At 69.5% G+C, this 15,007-nt stretch carries 16 protein-coding genes; 14 read left to right on the top strand and 2 right to left on the bottom strand.

Going from position 1 to position 15,007, the window contains the following annotated elements; all coding sequences use genetic code 11:
* Nucleotides 1-40: 40 nt before the first annotated feature.
* Complete coding sequence (locus ABD156_RS32500) at nucleotides 41-1,099, bottom strand: Gfo/Idh/MocA family oxidoreductase (protein WP_344282622.1); 1,059 nt, start codon at nucleotides 1,097-1,099, stop codon at nucleotides 41-43.
* A gap of 57 nt (nucleotides 1,100-1,156) precedes the next feature.
* Between ABD156_RS32500 and ABD156_RS32495 the strand changes: the two genes are divergently transcribed.
* Both ABD156_RS32495 and ABD156_RS32490 read left to right on the top strand, forming a co-directional pair.
* The gene (locus ABD156_RS32495; protein WP_344282620.1) at nucleotides 1,157-2,224 is read left to right on the top strand and encodes an ROK family transcriptional regulator; all 1,068 of its coding nucleotides are present in this window, start codon (nucleotides 1,157-1,159) and stop codon (nucleotides 2,222-2,224) included.
* 35 nt (nucleotides 2,225-2,259) lie between these two features.
* Complete coding sequence (locus tag ABD156_RS32490) at nucleotides 2,260-3,825, top strand: glycosyltransferase family 87 protein (protein ID WP_344282618.1); 1,566 nt, start codon at nucleotides 2,260-2,262, stop codon at nucleotides 3,823-3,825.
* Nucleotides 3,826-3,875: 50 nt separating this feature from the next.
* Here ABD156_RS32490 and ABD156_RS32485 read toward each other — a convergent pair whose 3' ends face one another.
* Nucleotides 3,876-4,649, bottom strand: coding sequence for a deoxyribonuclease IV (locus tag ABD156_RS32485; protein WP_037809070.1), 774 nt, complete (start codon nucleotides 4,647-4,649; stop codon nucleotides 3,876-3,878).
* Nucleotides 4,650-4,765: 116 nt separating this feature from the next.
* On the opposite strand from ABD156_RS32485, the gene ABD156_RS32480 reads away from it, so the two are divergent.
* From ABD156_RS32480 to dnaB, 12 genes are all read left to right on the top strand, one after another.
* Nucleotides 4,766-5,587 (top strand): hypothetical protein, encoded by an 822-nt coding sequence (locus ABD156_RS32480; RefSeq protein ID WP_344282613.1) that lies wholly within the window; start codon nucleotides 4,766-4,768, stop codon nucleotides 5,585-5,587.
* Nucleotides 5,588-5,754: 167 nt separating this feature from the next.
* Nucleotides 5,755-6,663, top strand: a complete 909-nt coding sequence (locus ABD156_RS32475; RefSeq protein WP_344282611.1) for a hypothetical protein — start codon at nucleotides 5,755-5,757, stop codon at nucleotides 6,661-6,663.
* A gap of 79 nt (nucleotides 6,664-6,742) precedes the next feature.
* On the top strand, nucleotides 6,743-7,663 hold the full coding sequence (locus ABD156_RS32470; RefSeq protein ID WP_344282608.1) for a hypothetical protein: 921 nt from the start codon (nucleotides 6,743-6,745) through the stop codon (nucleotides 7,661-7,663).
* A 101-nt stretch (nucleotides 7,664-7,764) separates the two neighbouring features.
* Nucleotides 7,765-8,088, top strand: a complete 324-nt coding sequence (gene rpsF / locus ABD156_RS32465; RefSeq protein ID WP_344282605.1) for a 30S ribosomal protein S6 — start codon at nucleotides 7,765-7,767, stop codon at nucleotides 8,086-8,088.
* 29 nt (nucleotides 8,089-8,117) lie between these two features.
* A complete protein-coding gene (locus tag ABD156_RS32460; protein ID WP_116206071.1) occupies nucleotides 8,118-8,654 on the top strand; it encodes a single-stranded DNA-binding protein in 537 nt (178 codons plus the stop codon).
* Between the two features lie 34 nt (nucleotides 8,655-8,688).
* On the top strand, nucleotides 8,689-8,937 hold the full coding sequence (gene rpsR / locus ABD156_RS32455) for a 30S ribosomal protein S18 (protein WP_009085242.1): 249 nt from the start codon (nucleotides 8,689-8,691) through the stop codon (nucleotides 8,935-8,937).
* A gap of 14 nt (nucleotides 8,938-8,951) precedes the next feature.
* Nucleotides 8,952-9,416, top strand: coding sequence for a 50S ribosomal protein L9 (gene rplI / locus ABD156_RS32450; protein WP_344282598.1), 465 nt, complete (start codon nucleotides 8,952-8,954; stop codon nucleotides 9,414-9,416).
* Between the two features lie 196 nt (nucleotides 9,417-9,612).
* A complete protein-coding gene (locus ABD156_RS32445; RefSeq protein ID WP_344282595.1) occupies nucleotides 9,613-9,975 on the top strand; it encodes a hypothetical protein in 363 nt (120 codons plus the stop codon).
* A 7-nt stretch (nucleotides 9,976-9,982) separates the two neighbouring features.
* The gene (locus ABD156_RS32440; protein WP_344282592.1) at nucleotides 9,983-10,591 is read left to right on the top strand and encodes a DUF3558 domain-containing protein; all 609 of its coding nucleotides are present in this window, start codon (nucleotides 9,983-9,985) and stop codon (nucleotides 10,589-10,591) included.
* A gap of 45 nt (nucleotides 10,592-10,636) precedes the next feature.
* Nucleotides 10,637-12,004 carry a hypothetical protein gene (locus ABD156_RS32435; RefSeq protein WP_344282589.1) on the top strand — a complete coding sequence of 456 codons (1,368 nt, stop codon included), beginning with the start codon at nucleotides 10,637-10,639 and terminating at the stop codon, nucleotides 12,002-12,004.
* 11 nt (nucleotides 12,005-12,015) lie between these two features.
* Nucleotides 12,016-12,813 carry an ESX secretion-associated protein EspG gene (locus ABD156_RS32430; RefSeq protein WP_344282585.1) on the top strand — a complete coding sequence of 266 codons (798 nt, stop codon included), beginning with the start codon at nucleotides 12,016-12,018 and terminating at the stop codon, nucleotides 12,811-12,813.
* A 731-nt stretch (nucleotides 12,814-13,544) separates the two neighbouring features.
* Entirely contained in the window at nucleotides 13,545-14,948 is a 1,404-nt protein-coding gene (gene dnaB, locus ABD156_RS32425) for a replicative DNA helicase (protein ID WP_037809085.1), read from the top strand.
* The last annotated feature ends 59 nt before the right edge of the window (nucleotides 14,949-15,007 follow it).

Here is a 15,007-nt window from a genome sequence, read left to right as displayed (position 1 = left end):
GGGGGGAGTCCGTCGCGGCCACGGCCGTTCAGGGGCGGCCTCAGCCGCCGAGCGTGATCACGCGGCCTTCGGCACCCGAGCGGTGCGCCGCTTCGATCACGCGCAACGGCTCGACCGCGCTCGCCGGGTCGACCGGGAAGTCCGCCTCGCCGCGCAGCGCGTCCCGGACCTGGGCGTAAAACGCTTCGTAGCAACCGGTTTCGGTCGGCACGAGTTCGGTTTCGTCGTTCACGCCGAGCCGTCCGGCGTCGCTTTCCGGCTCCACGCCCCAGCCGTCGTCGCCGGGGCGGAGACCGGCTTTGATCTGCGGTTCCTGGACATCGAGGCCGTATTTGGTGAATGTCGCCTGATCGCCGAGCACGCGGAACCGCGGGTTGCGGGTGCCGGCGAGCGCTGACGACCACAGGTGCGAGCGCACGCCGTTCGCGTGGTGCAGAGCGACGAACACGTCGTCGTCCACCTGCACGCCGGGGCGGCGGCGGTCGACCTCCGCGTAGACCTGGGTGACCGGGCCGAACAGCTGCAGCGCCTGGTCGACGATGTGCGCGCCGAGGTCGTAGAGCAGACCGCCGGCCTCGGCCGGGTCGCCGAACTCGCGCCAGTTGTCCTTGATTTTCGGCACCCAGCGGTCGTAGCGGGATTCGAAGCGGAAGACCTCGCCGAGGCGACCGGAGTCGAGCACCTTGCCGACGGTGCGGAAATCCGAGTCCCACCGGCGGTTCTGGAACACCGTGAGGCCGACTCCCTTGGCCTTCGCCGCGTCGACGACCTGCTGCGCCTCCGCCGCGGTCGGCGCGAACGGCTTGTCCACGACCACCGGAATGCCGGCCTCGATCGCGCGGAGGGCGAGCGGCACGTGCGTCCGGTTCGGCGTGGTCACCACGATCAGGTCGAGATCACCCGCGCGGGCGAAAAGCGCGTCCGCGTCCGGGACCACTTCGGCACCGGGATGCTCGGCGCGCGCCTGCGCGGCCCGGTCCGGGTTCGCGGTCACCAGCACGGCCGGGACCAGGCCCGGCGTCGCCGCGACCAGCGGCGCGTGGAAGATCCGGCCGCCGATCCCGTACCCGAGGATGCCGACCCGCGCGTCATCAGCCATGACCCCCATTAAACAACACTGTTGCGTAATAGGCCACCCGTCCGAGATGATCGGCCGATGGCGGAAACCGGCGTCAACCTGCGCGGGCTGCGACGCCACAACCGCGCGCTGCTGCTCGGGCACATCCTGCGCGCGGGCGGGCTGAGCCGGGTCGAGCTGGCGCAGCGGTCCGGGCTGACCCAGCAGGCGGTGTCGAAAATCGTGTCCGACCTGCTTCCCGAAGGGCTGCTGGACGTCGAACGCGCACCCGCGGCCGGGGTCGGCAAACCGCGCACGATGCTGCGGCTGCGCGCGGAAGCCCGCTGCGCACTCGGCGCGCAGCTCGACCGGGACGGCTACCTCGTGCTGCGCACCGGCCTGACCGGCGAGGTCGAGGACATCGTGGAAGGCCCGCTGCCGATCGGCTTCAGCCCGGAGGCCGCGGTGACCGCGATCGCCGACGGCGTGCGCAAACTGGTCGCCGACCTCGATCCGGCGCGCGTGCTCGGGCTCGGCGTCGGCGCGGTGGGACCGCTCGACCACCACGCGGGCCGCGTCCGCGACGCCACGAACATGCCCGGCTGGCACGACGTCCCGCTGCGCGATTTGCTCGCCGAACGCACCGGGTTGCCGGTCACGCTGGACAAAAACACCAACTCCGCCGCCTTCGCGCACGCCTGGCCGGAGGAAACCTCGGCGGCGACCGCGGTGGTGCTCGTCGGCACCGGAATCGGCGTCGGACTGCTGATCGACGGACGCGTTTACCGAGGCCCGCGCACCAACGCGGGTGAGTTCGGCCACACCACCATCGCGTACGCCGGACCGCGCTGCGCCTGCGGCCGCCGCGGCTGCGTCGAGGTCATGCACCGCGCCGCGGGCACCCCGCACGACGCCGCCCGGCTGCTCGGCATCGGGCTCGCCGACCTGGTGCAGGTGCTCGATCTCGAGCGGATCGTCCTGTTCGGACGGACGATCCGCGGCGCGCCCGAGGTCTACCGCGAAACGGTCTCGCAGCAGCTGCGCGACCTGCTGCCGGTGCCGTACTGGCAGCGCATCGACGTCGAATTGAGCGATCTCGACGAGGAAGCGGTGGCCCTCGGCGCGGCTTTCGAGGTGCTTGCCGGGTTCTACGAGGATCCGAAATGACCGGCAGCCCACCCCCGGACCGATAGCATCCCGACGTGTCCCGCGTCTCCGACCCCGCCGACGAGCCGGATTCGGCTCCCCGCACGCTCACCCCGGCGGAGCGAATCGCCCCCAGCCGCCACGACCCGCTGGTGGCCGCGGCGACGAGACCCGTCGGCGGTCCGATCGGCGCGCACGCGGCGGTGGGCAGGCAGTGGTTCTGGTCGCCGCAGCGCGTCGGGCTCGCGATGGCCGTGCTCGCGCTCGTGGTGTGCTGGTTCGGCAAGGCGTCGTGCATCCAGCAGTACAGCGATTCCAACGGCGTGCACCAGCTCGACTGGCGCTCGGGCCGTCCGTTCGTCGCGATGTGCTACTCCGACATCGTCCCGCTCTACAGCTCGGAAAAGCTCGACGACGCGCACACCTTCCCCTACGTCACGTCATGGCAGGAGGATTCGCAGACCGCGGAGAACCAGACCCGGTACATGGAGTACCCGGTCGTCACCGGCCTGTTCCAGTGGATCAACGCGAAGCTCGCGGCGGGCTGGACGTCGGTCGCGAACGCGGGCTGGCTGCCCGGCGCGCTTCCGGTGGCGATCTACTTCAACATCTCCGCGTTCTGGCTGGCGCTCGCCTGGCTGGTCACCGTGTGGGCCACCGGGCGGACGACGAAACGCCGGCCGTGGGACGCGGTGCTCGTCGCCATCTCGCCGCTGGTGCTGGTCCATACCTTTACCAACTTCGACGCACTCGCCACCGCGGCCACCGCCGCCGGGATCCTGGCGTGGTCGCGAAAACGCCCGGAGGTCGCCGGAGTCCTGTTTGGACTAGGCGTCGCCACGAAGCTGTATCCGCTGTTACTGGTCGGGGTGCTGTTCCTGTTGTGCCTGCGCGCCGGGAAACTGCGCGCGTGGAGCCGGACCGCGGCGTTCACCGTGCTGGCCTGGCTGGTGGTGAACGTCCCGTTCATCGTGGCCGCGCCGCGCGGCTGGTGGGAGTTCTTCCGGCTCAACACGTTGCGGCCGATGGACCCGGATTCGCTCTACAACGTCGTCTCCTACGTCACCGGCTGGGCGGGCTTCGACGGAGTGCTCCAAAAAGGACAGACCCCGGCCGTGCTGAACATCGTGGTCGCGGTGCTGTTTGTGCTCTGCTGCGCCGGAATCGCGTACGTCGCGCTCACCGCGCCGAGGCGGCCGAGATTCGGGCAGCTGGCCTTCCTTGTCGTGGCGGCGTTCCTGCTGACGAACAAGGTGTGGAGCCCGCAGTACTCGCTGTGGCTCGTCCCGCTGGCGGTGCTGGCGATCCCGCGCTGGCGGCTGCTGCTGGGCTGGATGGTCATCGACGCGGCGGTGTGGGCGCCGCGGATGTTCTATTACCTCGGGGTCGACCACAAAGGACTGCCCGCGGGCTGGTTCCTCGGCGGCGTCGTGATCCGCGACCTCGCCGTCGTTGGCTTGTGCGTGCTGGTGATCCGCGAGATCTACCGTCCGCGCACCGACCTGGTCCGGCTCTCCGGCGACGACGACCCGGCGGGCGGCGTGTTGGAGCGGGCCCGCGACAAGGTCACCTTCGCCGCCTTCCGCCGCTCCGCCGCTCACGCTCAGCAGCCGGTCTCGTGATCCGTGAAGGACTCCTTGGGGGAATTCCCGCAAGGAGTCCTTCACGGCTCTCAGGCGAGTTGTTTGCGCAGGTAGGCGATGTCGGCGGCCTGGCCTTCGCCCGGCGTCTCGACGACCACCGGCGCGCCCGCCTGGCGCACGACCTCGGCGAGCAGCTCCGGTTCGATCGTGCCGTCGCCGTCGACCACCGACGCGTGCCGGTCGCGGTTGGAACCGTGCTCGTCGCGGGAGTTGTTGCAGTGCACCAGGTCGATCCGGCCGGTGATGGCCTTGACCTTCTCCACCGCGGTCGCCAGGTCCCAGCCCGCCGCGTAGGCGTGGCAGGTGTCGAGGCAGAAGCCCGCGCCGAACTCGCCGACCTTGTCCCACAGCCGGGCGATCACGTCGAGTTCGCGGGTCATCGCGTTGTCGCCGCCCGCGGTGTTCTCGATCAGGATCGGCACCGCGAAGCCGCCCTTCTCCGCCTCGCGCTCGAAAAGCTTGCGCCAGTTGACCAAGCCTTCCTCGACGTCGTCGCCCGCGCCGACGTGCCCGCCGTGCACGATCAGGCCCTTCGCGCCGATCGCGGCGGCTCCGTCGGCGTGCTGGGTGACGTTCTTGCGGGACGGGATGCGGATCCGGTTGTTCTTGGACGCGACGTTGATCAGGTACGGCGCGTGGATGAACACCTCGACCGGGGAGGCCTTGATCTCCTCGCCGTGCGGATGCGGTTTCGGTGCTTTCCACCCCTGCGGGTCGGAGAGGAAGAACTGGACGACGTCGGCTTCTCGCTCGGCGACGGCGGCCAGCGGATCGTCGTCGCGGACATGGGCGCCAATCTGCATGCCCTGACGCTACTACCGGGCGAATCTCCCCCTTCCGCCCGAGTTGGTGACGCTCGTGGAGTACCGTGAGCGCGTTCCGTGATCCATTCGGAGTGAGCAAGTCGGGGGAGGAAGGCATGCGGAAGCGCGCTGGACGGATGACCGCACTGGGGGTCGCGCTCGCGGCGCCGCTGCTGTCTGCGGTTCTGACGTTCCCCGCCACCGCCTCCGCGGATCCCAGCCCCACGGTGACCGGCGACTGCGAATCCACCCTGCAGAACGGCAAGAACGGCAACGGCCTCGCGCTCGACGCGGGCGCTCCGCTCAACGCGCCGAACCGGCTCACGGTCGGCCTCGATTCGAAGGCGAAGCAGACCGACGGCAAGGCCCCGGCGCTCGCGCTCCCGGTCGGCGACACCGTCCGGGCACTGGGCGTCGGCGAGGTCCCAGCGGTCGGCGACACGGCCGCGAAGGACACCTGCCCGTTTGTGCAGGCCGCGGCGAACGGCGTCGGCAACGCGACCCAGGGCCTGGTCGGCGGGCTCCCGGTAACCCCGCCCCCAGGCCCGCAGCCGACTCCCGAGCCGCCGAAGCCCAACCCGCCGTCCCCGGCTCCCGGCCCCGGCGGCCCGGGCCAGCCCGTCCCCGGCGGCGACACGCTCGGCCCGGTGACCTCGGTCGACGGGTTGTCCGGTCTCGACTCGGTGTCCGGCATTTTCACCGGAGCCGCGATGCTCCCGGCGAGCTTCGTGCAGGCCCCGCTCGTCACCCAGGTCGTCCCGGGCCAGCTGCCGCAGCCGGACCAGGTGCCGACGGTCGACGCGAAGAAGTCCGGCACCGCCGAGGCGCTGCCCGCGGCCAACCCGCCCGCCCGGCTGCCGCTGCTGATCGCCGTGCTGGCGCTCGCGATGGTGGCCGCCGCGCTGGTGCGCGCCTGGCTGCGCCGCAAGCCCGCCTGACCCCTGACTCTCAGTAGCGCCCGCTTCCACCCGAATGCCTGACCTCGGAGGGGAGGCGGGCGTTACTCGTCTTCGTTACCGTCGTTGTCCTCAGCAAGGCAGGTACAACGGACGCGGCGAAAGGGTCGACGGCCATGCAGCAGCACCGGGCACGGAGGGCAACCGCAGTGGGCGCCGCCGCTTTCGTCCTGGCCGGCTCCGCCGCGCTCGCCGCCCCAGGCACCGCGTCGGCGGGCACGCTGACCGCGACCTGCGGTTCCACCATCACGGCGCATCCCGGCGACCACGTCCAGGCGACCACCCCGCTGCTCGGCCTCCCGATCGATCTCGGCATCGTCGGCCAGGTCTCGGGCGTGCTCACCGGCACCATCAACTCGGTACTCGGCACGCTCTGCAAGGTCACGGTGAACGTGGTGAACACCGTCGTCGCGCCGGTCCCGGTGGTCGGCGCACCGGCCGCGAGCGCGGTCAACGGCGCGGTCGCGGGCGGCACCAACGCGGTGCAGCAGGGCGTCGCCGCCGTCGGCCAGGGCTTCAGCGGCAACCAGCCAGGCAAGCAAAACCCGGGCCCGAACCCGCAGCAGCCGCCGTCCGGCAGCAATGGCGGCAACCCGCAGCAGGGCGGCTCGCCAGGGCAGCAATCCCAGATGCCGGGCTCGAACAGCCCGGTCCTCGGCGATTTCGGGGGCGCCGGCGGAGGAGCCGCGCCGTTCTCGGCTTTCCTGCCGAATTTCAGCAATCTGTCGTACGGCTACAGCACCGGATACGCGCCGATGCGCGATTACAGCGGCATCCCGATGGCGATGGCCGGATTGTTCAGCCCGTCGCCCTCACTGCGCTACGGCAGCCAGATCCCGGGTTACGCGCCGCAGTACGGCGTTTCCAACCCGGACGGCACCTCGGGCGGCGACCGCACGATCCAGAACGCCGGTAATGCCGAAGCGTTGCCCGGCACCGGTGGCAACCACACGAACGGGTTGGACTGGCCAGTTCTGGTGGCAGTTTTGGCACTCTCCGGAGTCAGCGCGGGCCTGGTCCGCACCTGGGTGCTCCGCCGAATGGCCGCTGCAGGTTAAGCCAACTCACCAGTATCTTTACCGGAGTCCATTCGTTGTTCCTGATGCGACGAACCATGCCCACGGACCCCGGAGGATAGTGCTCGTGCGGAAAATCCCCACCTGGAAGCGAACCCGTCGAGCACTCACCGTCACCGCTCTCGCCGCCCTGTTCACCGGCGGCACGTTCCTGGGCGCCGGCACCGCGTCCGCCGCGACCACGCTCGCGAACCAGTGCAAGGGCGCGGTCACCGGCGGCATGGGCGATTCGGTCGCGGTGCCCGGTTCGGCGGTCAAGGAGATCGTCCGCCAGTCGGCCAAGAACCAGGTCGACTTCTGGCGACTGCTCACCGTGTGGCCGGATTCGCTGGCGAACGCCATCGGGAACAAGGGCAACCTTCAGGTCGGCGCGATCCCTAACGCCGCTGGCGGCACGATCAGCGGCGACGCGATCGGCCAGGTCGTCTCGGACGCGCTGAAGAACGAATGGGGGCTCGGCGTCCTGCCGGACACCAAGACCAAGGTGCTGAACGGGATCCGCAGCGGCGTCGCGTCCGCGTGCGGGCTGACCACGACGGCGAACAACTACCAGGCGCCGTCGTCCTCGAGCTCCCCGTCGAACGGCGGCGCCCAGTCGAACGGGAACGCGCCCGCGCAGAACGGCGGCGGCAACCCGCTCGGCGACTACCAGCCGGGCTCGACCGGGATCGCCCCGCCGCGCGACTACGGCAACATCCCGACCGCGAGCCCGGGCAACCCCGGCGTGCTCGGCACCGCGATCGCCCCCGGCGCGCGCTACGGCACGCTGCCCGGTTCCGGCGCGCTGCCGCAGCAGCCCTCGGCGGGCCAGGACCCGCAGGGACAGCAGGGCCCGGACATCCTCAACGCGGGCAACGCCGAATCGCTGGCGAGCCAGGGCCGGCCCTCCGACGTCCAGCTGCCGATGCTGCTCGCGGTGATCGTGCTGGCCGGCGTCACCGCCGGGCTGGTCCGCACCTGGGTGTTGCGCCGCGTCAGCTGACCCGCCGGACGGGACTGTCGTACCCGCCGGGTACGCTTACCTGGACAAACCCTCCTGTCACGGATCCGCCGTGACCGCGAGCCCATAGGAGGTGAGTGGTTATGTCACGCCATTACGAGGTAATGGTCATCCTGGACCCGACGCTCGACGAGCGTACGGTCGCGCCCACGCTGGACAACTTCCTCAACGTGATCCGCACTTCGGGCGGAAGCGTCGAGAAGGTCGACGTGTGGGGCCGCCGTCGCTTGGCGTACGAGATCAAGAAGAACGCCGAGGGCATCTACGCGCTGCTGGACCTGAACTCGACGTCCGAGGCCGTCAAGGAACTGGACCGCCAGCTGTCGCTGCAGGAAACCGTGCTGCGCACCAAGGTCATGCGCCGCGAGGTCAAGGCCGCGGCCAAGCCCGCGCCCGCCAAGGCCTGATCCGAGCCCGATCCGAAGGGACGCCATCCGTGGCTGGAGACACCGTCATCACCGTGGTCGGGAACTTGACGTCCGACCCGGAGCTGCGCTTCACCCCGTCCGGTGCGGCGGTCGCGAACTTCACCGTCGCGTCCACCCCGCGCACGCTCGACCGCCAGAGCGGCGAGTGGAAGGACGGCGAGGCGCTGTTCCTGCGCTGCAACATCTGGCGGCAGGCGGCGGAAAACGTCGCCGAGTCGCTCACGCGGGGCGCCCGCGTGGTGGTGCAGGGGCGGCTGAAGCAGCGGTCTTTCGAGACCAAGGAAGGCGAGAAGCGCACCGTCGTAGAGCTCGAGGTCGACGAGATCGGCCCCTCGCTGCGCTACGCGACGGCGAAGGTCAACAAGGTCAGCCGCGGTGGCGGCGGCGGTGGTGACTTCGGCGGCGGCGGAGGCGGCGGCTTCAACGGCGGCGGCGGAAATCGCGGCGGCGGTGGCGGCAACAGCGCGCCCGCCGACGACCCGTGGGGCTCGGCCCCGCCCGCGGGCGGTGGCGGCGGAGGCTTCTCCGACGAACCCCCGTTCTGATCTCATTTCTTTCTAGAATTCCAGGAGTACACCAGTGGCCAAGCCACCCATTCGCAAGCCCAAGAAGAAGGTCTGCGTGTTCTGCAAGGCCGAGAAGAAGGGCCGCCCGGAGACGATCGACTACAAGGACACCAACCTGCTGCGGAAGTACATCTCCGACCGCGGCAAGATCCGTGCCCGTCGCGTCACCGGCAACTGCAGCCAGCACCAGCGCGACATCGCCATCGCGGTGAAGAACTCGCGCGAGATGGCTCTGCTGCCCTACACGTCCACCGCGCGCTGAGGGGAGCACTAGTCATGGCGAAGATCATTCTCACCACGGACGTGGCGAACCTCGGCGGCCCCGGCGACATCGTCGAGGTCAAGGACGGATACGCCCGCAACTACCTGCTGCCGCGCGGCTACGCCATCGTGGCCAGCAAGGGCGCGGAGAAGAACGTGCGCACGATCCAGCGCGCACAGGAATCCCGCCGCATCCGCGACCTCGACCACGCCAAGGAGATCAAGGCGACGCTCGAGGGCCTCGGCGCGATCCAGCTGACCGGCAAGGCCGCGGCGGGCTCGAAGAAGCTGTTCGGCTCGATCACCGCCGGCGAAATCGTCGACGCGATCAAGGCACAGGGCGGCCCGCTGCTCGACAAGCGCGTCCTCGACCTGCGCGACCACATCAAGACGGTCGGCAAGCACTCGGTCAACGCCCGCCTGCACCCGAACGTGAAGGTGGACCTCCGGCTCGAGGTCAAGGCCACGGCCGCGAACTGACGCTCGCGTCTTTTTTCCGCGAACCGCCCCCGGGGATTCTTCCCCGGGGGCGGTTTCGTTTCGGCGGCCTTCCCGCAGCTCGGGCCCACTCTCGAAACAACTGAACGCGAAGCGGGAACCAACGGGCGTGCGTTACCATCCAACTTGCTGATCTCGCCGCTTGGGGAGCGAGAACTGTGCCAAAGGGGGTCACCGGATGTCCGACGTACCACCGCCCGCGCCGATCATGGTCGGCGGATACGGATCCGCAGGCGGGTACAAATTCAGCGAGGACGAGGTCGACTCGGTCATCAAGCAGTGGGAAGACCTGCTCGGGAACCTGAACAAGGACCTCCGCGACGCTCGGTTCATCGCCGACGTCAAGCGTCCGGCCGACGAGTTCGCCAGCAACGACTTCATCGACAAAGGTGCGAATCCTTCCGGACAGACCCTGCTGGACCAGCACCAGCGCATGGTCGACTACGTCACCAACTTCATCACCGCGTTGAAGGCCGCCAAAAACAAAATCACCGTCGCCGAGCAGGAAGCACGCGACGCCGCAAGCAAGACGAAGGTCTGAGCTGCTCATGCCGCACCGCACCATCCGGATCGCCGCCGCTGCCGTCGCCGCTCTCGGTCTTCTGACCGCCTGTGGCGGAGGAGGAAAGACCGGCGGAGGTGACACCCCCTCGCAGGCGCCTGCCAGTTCGAGCGCGACCGGAGGCGGCTCGGGCCCCAAGGTCCCCGCCGCGCTGCCCACGCAGGACTTGCTCGGCGACAACCCGTGCAAGGTCCTCACCGACGCGGAGACCTCCGACTTCGGGCTGGTCGTTCCTGGGGAAAAGACCACCGAACCGCTCTCCGGCTGCGAGTGGAGGTCGTCTGGCAATGGGCAGAACTCCATCGGCATGCGAGTGGCGCCGAAGCTGACTCCGAACGGCATCAGCGACATTTACGACCAGAAGGCGCGGCAGGCATATTTCGAGCCGGTCTCCATCGACGGCTACCCGGGCGTTCTCGCGGACACCCAGGACGGACGTCCGTCGGGCACCTGCACGCTGTGGCTCGGGGTCACCGACAAGGTCGCCATCTCGATCATCCCGGCGATCGGTGCCGGTCCGAACAAGAGCAACCCCTGCGGTCTCGCGCAGAAGTTCGGGAACGCGGTGGTCAAACATCTCAAGGGTGCGGCGTGACCGCCCAGCAGCCGATGACCGGCTTAGAAGAAGGAGTGGCTCATCATGGGGAATGACGCCAACACCGTAGGCAAGGAATTGAAGTACGCGGCCGCGGGTGCCGGCGTCGGCGCCGCGGTCGGCTCCGTCGTGCCGGTCGTCGGGACCGCCGTCGGTGCGGCAGGCGGCGCGCTGGTCGGCAGCCTCGTCGGTCTGTTCAGCGGTGGCCCGGACGCGAAGCTCGCCGAGGCGGATCTCGGCGGCCGGTCGATCGACGCGCGCACGATCTGGGAGAAGATCCACGTCGGCGACAGCTCGTCGCTGCAGACCGGCGTCAGTTCGGCCAACAATCTCAAGACCGTGCACAACGACCGCATCACCGAGATCGACAACCTGAACAAGAAGATGGACGCCGCCTGGCAGGGCGGCGGTGCCACCGCCGCGCAGGCCGGTGCGCACCCGCTGGGCGTCTGGCTCCAGGATTCGGTCAACAACCTCGGCAAGAGCCACACGTACCTGAACACGCAGGTCGACTGCTTCTCCACGGTCAAGGGCAAGGTCCAGGAGATCGCCAAGGACCCGCCGCACGCCGGGTTCGTCGACGGGATCAACCCGTGGAGCGACAAAGACGACGAGATCAACAAGTACAACGAAGACGGCAAGGCGAACGTCCAGGCCTACACCAACTACTTCAACGCCAGCGGCCAGAACGCCGGCGGGCTGCCGCAGTACAGCGCCTGGCAGGGCAACAACATCTCGAACCCGGGCGGCAACGGAGGCGACTTCGGCGGCGGTCCCGGCGGCACCGGCGGAAACTTCGGGGGCGGCCCCGGCGGCGGTGGCGGCGGCTTCACCCCGCCGAAGATGGACCCGCCCAAGTTCACCCCGACCCCGCCCAGCACCCCGCCGCACACGACGTTCCCCCCTGGCGGACCGGGCGGTCCTGGGCACAACATCACGGACCCGACCGGGCACTACCCCGGCGGCGGCGACGGTACGAGCACCTCGGGCTGGACGCCTCCGACGACCGACCCGAGCAAGTTCAACCCGAGCACGTTCGGACCCGGCGGCGGTGCGGGCCAGTTCGGTCCGGGCGGCGGTGGCGGCGGCGCGGGTTCCGGCGCCGGCGCGGCTTTCGGTCCCGGTGCGTTCGGCGCGGGCGCGGGCTTCGGTCCCGGCGGCACCGGTTCCGGTGCGGCCGCGGGCGGCATGGCCGGCGGAGCCGGAGCGGGCGGCATGGGCGCCGGAGCCGGCATGCGCGGCGGCGCGGCGGGCAAAGCCGGTGCGGCCGGAATGGGCGGCATGGGCGCCGGAGCCAAGGGCGGCAAGGGCCAGGAGGACGAGGAGCACCAGACGAAGTACCTGGTGGAAGAGGACTCCAACGAACTCTTCGGCTCCGACCAGCTGACCGTTCCTCCCGTGATCGGTGAATGAGGCCAGCCGACGTGATCACGCTTGACCGACCCACCAAGTTCACCCTCCCGACGCTGTACAACCTGATCCGGCGTCGGGGCGGTGAGCCCCATCAGGCCATCGCCGAGATCCCGGTGTTCCACGACCCGGACGCCGAGCGGAAGCTGGACCAGCAGGTCAACGAGGCGCTGACCGAGTCCGGCCTGATGGGCCCGCGCGGCATGGACCGCGATCTGCTCGCGCTGATCGAATCCATCTCGCATCCGCAATTGGAGTACTACGGCTGGTTCGACGGCACGTTCGAGGACGGCAGCCCCGGGAACTACTCGGTGCTGTGCGGCAGCGGCAACGGCGGCGGCTTCGGGCTGCTCCGGATCATCGGCGAGAACACCGTCACGGTGTCGCGCCAGCGGCCGGACCTGCTGTTGCAGACGTTCCTCGACCTCATGCCCGCGGGCAAGGCGGCGGCCGGTCAGCCGCTCGTCACCAGCCGCAGCGAGTACGAGAGCGGCCGGTCCGCCGGGTCGGAGGAAGTTTCGCAGCGCTCGATCATGCAAAGCGGGCAGCGGAGCGACCAGCTTTCGCCGCTCAAGGAGATCCAGCGGATCCTCAAGCTGCCGCGCACCGGCAGCGGCGCGCTGTACGTCGCCACTCGCCCGAACGGCGGACGGCGGCGGCGCATCCCGAAGCCGGTGAACTTCATCGACACCAGCGAGGGCCGGTGGCTGATGGAGGAGCGGCCGGGACAGGATTCGCTCATCGTCTTCACCCCGGGCACTCCGCAGGCGCTCTCCGAACGGCTCCGCCAAGCTCAAAGCGCCTTGGGCTGACCGCCCCGAGCGTTACTCCGGGTGGGGTTCCCGGTACGGCACCGCGAGGTGGCCGGCCGGTGAACCTCACCCGGTTTCGCGTTTGCACCCGGTTAACCTGCGCTTTTCCCGGATCGGTCACCACGGGTAGTCACCGGCTGGGCCAGGTGTGGAATTCTCCTTCGTTCAGCCCATCGGGTCAGTGATCTACCGTGCGTAGCAACCATCCACAGGGCGGTGGATCGCGGCCGGTGCGACACGCCGAAGAACCAGTTCGACACGACACGCCGGACGAGTTTTCGCGAAGTTCTCCACAGTCTCTACACAGGCCTTGACCTGCGGGTTTAGTGAAGCCGATCAGCACTGTCCCCACTTTGTCCACAGGCTCACCGGCACCTGTGATTCGTTGCCCCCAGTCATCCACAGGTTGTCCACAAGACGGTCAACACCCGGAATTGCGCTCGTCCTTCCGGGGGATCTAGCGTGCGATCGCGCTCAGTACTCCCGGTGGCCCCGCGTGGCGGTCACCGGCGCGGGGAACCGCCCGGTCCATCATCGAAGAGGACCGGACGGACAAGGTGGGAAAGCCGGGCCGACTCCGGCATACTCGAACAGGTGTTCGCCTTGACCGGCCTCTTCGCGAGGCGGGCGGCGGACGCGGTTCGGCACAGCACAGGCGCACGCGAGACAGGCGCAAGCGAGACGACGGGGCCGGCCGGAACGACGGCGGGGCGAGGGGAGGTGTCCGGGCAGTGGCGGTGACCGATGACCGCGGTCCGGCGTACGCGGAGTCCGATCCGGGTCCGAGCGACCCCGGCCCTGGCGGGTTCGACCGCCAGCCGCCGCAGGACATCGCGGCGGAGCAGTCCGTGCTCGGCGGCATGCTGCTGTCGAAGGACGCGGTCGCCGACGTCATCGAAGCGCTCGGGCCCGGCGATTTCTACCGGCCCGCGCACCAGGCCGTCTACGACTGCATCCTCGACCTCTACGGCCGCGGCGAACCGGCCGACCCGATCACCGTGGCGGCCGAGCTGGAACGACGCGGCGAACTCGGCCGCGTCGGCGGAGCTCCGTACCTGCACACGCTCATCGCAACCGTGCCCACCGCGGCCAACGCGGGCTATTACGCGGAGATCGTGTCCGAGAAGGCGGTGCTGCGCCGGCTCGTGGAAGCGGGCACCCGCATCGTGCAGTACGGCTACGGCGCGGCCGCGGCCGACGGCGCGAACATCGACGAGGTCGTCGACCGCGCACAGGCCGCGATCTACGACGTCACCGAACGCCGCACGAGCGAGGACTACGTCGCGCTGGAAGACCTGCTCCAGCCGACCATGGACGAGATTGACGCGATCGCCTCGCGCGGCGGGCAGTCCCAGGGCATCCCGACCGGGTTCGCCGATTTCGACGAGTTGACCAACGGCCTGCACCCCGGCCAGATGATCATCGTCGCGGCCCGTCCCGGTGTCGGCAAGTCGACTTTGGGGCTGGACTTCGTCCGTTCCGCGTCCATCAAGCACGGCCTGACCAGCGTCATCTTCTCGCTGGAAATGAGCCGCACGGAGATCGTGATGCGCATGCTGTCGGCCGAGGCGAAAATCCGCCTCGCCGACATGCGCGGCGGCAAGATGTCCGACGACGACTGGACGCGGCTGGCGCGGCGGATGAGCGAGGTGTCCGAGGCTCCGCTCTTCGTCGACGACTCGCCGAACATGACGATGATGGAGATCCGCGCGAAGGCCCGCCGGCTCAAGCAGCGGCACGACCTGAAGCTCGTGGTCGTCGACTACCTGCAGCTGATGACCTCGGGCAAGCGCGTCGAATCGCGGCAGCAGGAAGTGTCGGAGTTCTCCCGTCAGCTGAAGCTGCTGGCGAAGGAGATCGAGGTGCCGGTGATCGCGATCTCCCAGCTGAACCGTGGTCCGGAACAGCGCACCGACAAGAAGCCGATGCTGTCGGACCTTCGTGAATCCGGCTCGCTGGAGCAGGACGCGGACATCGTCATCCTGATCAACCGCCCGGACGCCTGGGAACGCGACGACCCGCGCGCCGGGGAAGCGGACCTGATCCTGGCGAAGCACCGTGCCGGTCCGACGAGCACGATCGTGGTCGCGCACCAGCTGCACTACAGCCGATTCGCCGACCTGGCCCACGACTGACGCGAGCCGGCAGGGTCTCAAAGCTGGCCGCACCTCGCGCGGGAGCCTGCGCGATCGCC

The sequence above is a fragment of the Amycolatopsis albidoflavus genome (assembly GCF_039525725.1).
Taxonomy (GTDB): domain Bacteria; phylum Actinomycetota; class Actinomycetes; order Mycobacteriales; family Pseudonocardiaceae; genus Amycolatopsis; species Amycolatopsis albidoflava.
Note: the sequence above shows the minus strand (reverse complement) of the source record. Positions and strands in the feature narration are given on the sequence as shown.

Coding starts and splice junctions, on each gene's coding strand:
- ABD156_RS32500 (WP_344282622.1), bottom strand. CDS start 1,099: ATGGCTGATGACGCGCGGGTCGGCATCCTCGGGTACGGGATCGGCGGC.
- ABD156_RS32495 (WP_344282620.1), top strand. CDS start 1,157: ATGGCGGAAACCGGCGTCAACCTGCGCGGGCTGCGACGCCACAACCGC.
- ABD156_RS32485 (WP_037809070.1), bottom strand. CDS start 4,649: ATGCAGATTGGCGCCCATGTCCGCGACGACGATCCGCTGGCCGCCGTC.
- ABD156_RS32480 (WP_344282613.1), top strand. CDS start 4,766: ATGCGGAAGCGCGCTGGACGGATGACCGCACTGGGGGTCGCGCTCGCG.
- rpsF (WP_344282605.1), top strand. CDS start 7,765: ATGTCACGCCATTACGAGGTAATGGTCATCCTGGACCCGACGCTCGAC.
- rplI (WP_344282598.1), top strand. CDS start 8,952: ATGGCGAAGATCATTCTCACCACGGACGTGGCGAACCTCGGCGGCCCC.
- ABD156_RS32445 (WP_344282595.1), top strand. CDS start 9,613: ATGTCCGACGTACCACCGCCCGCGCCGATCATGGTCGGCGGATACGGA.
- ABD156_RS32440 (WP_344282592.1), top strand. CDS start 9,983: ATGCCGCACCGCACCATCCGGATCGCCGCCGCTGCCGTCGCCGCTCTC.
- ABD156_RS32435 (WP_344282589.1), top strand. CDS start 10,637: ATGGGGAATGACGCCAACACCGTAGGCAAGGAATTGAAGTACGCGGCC.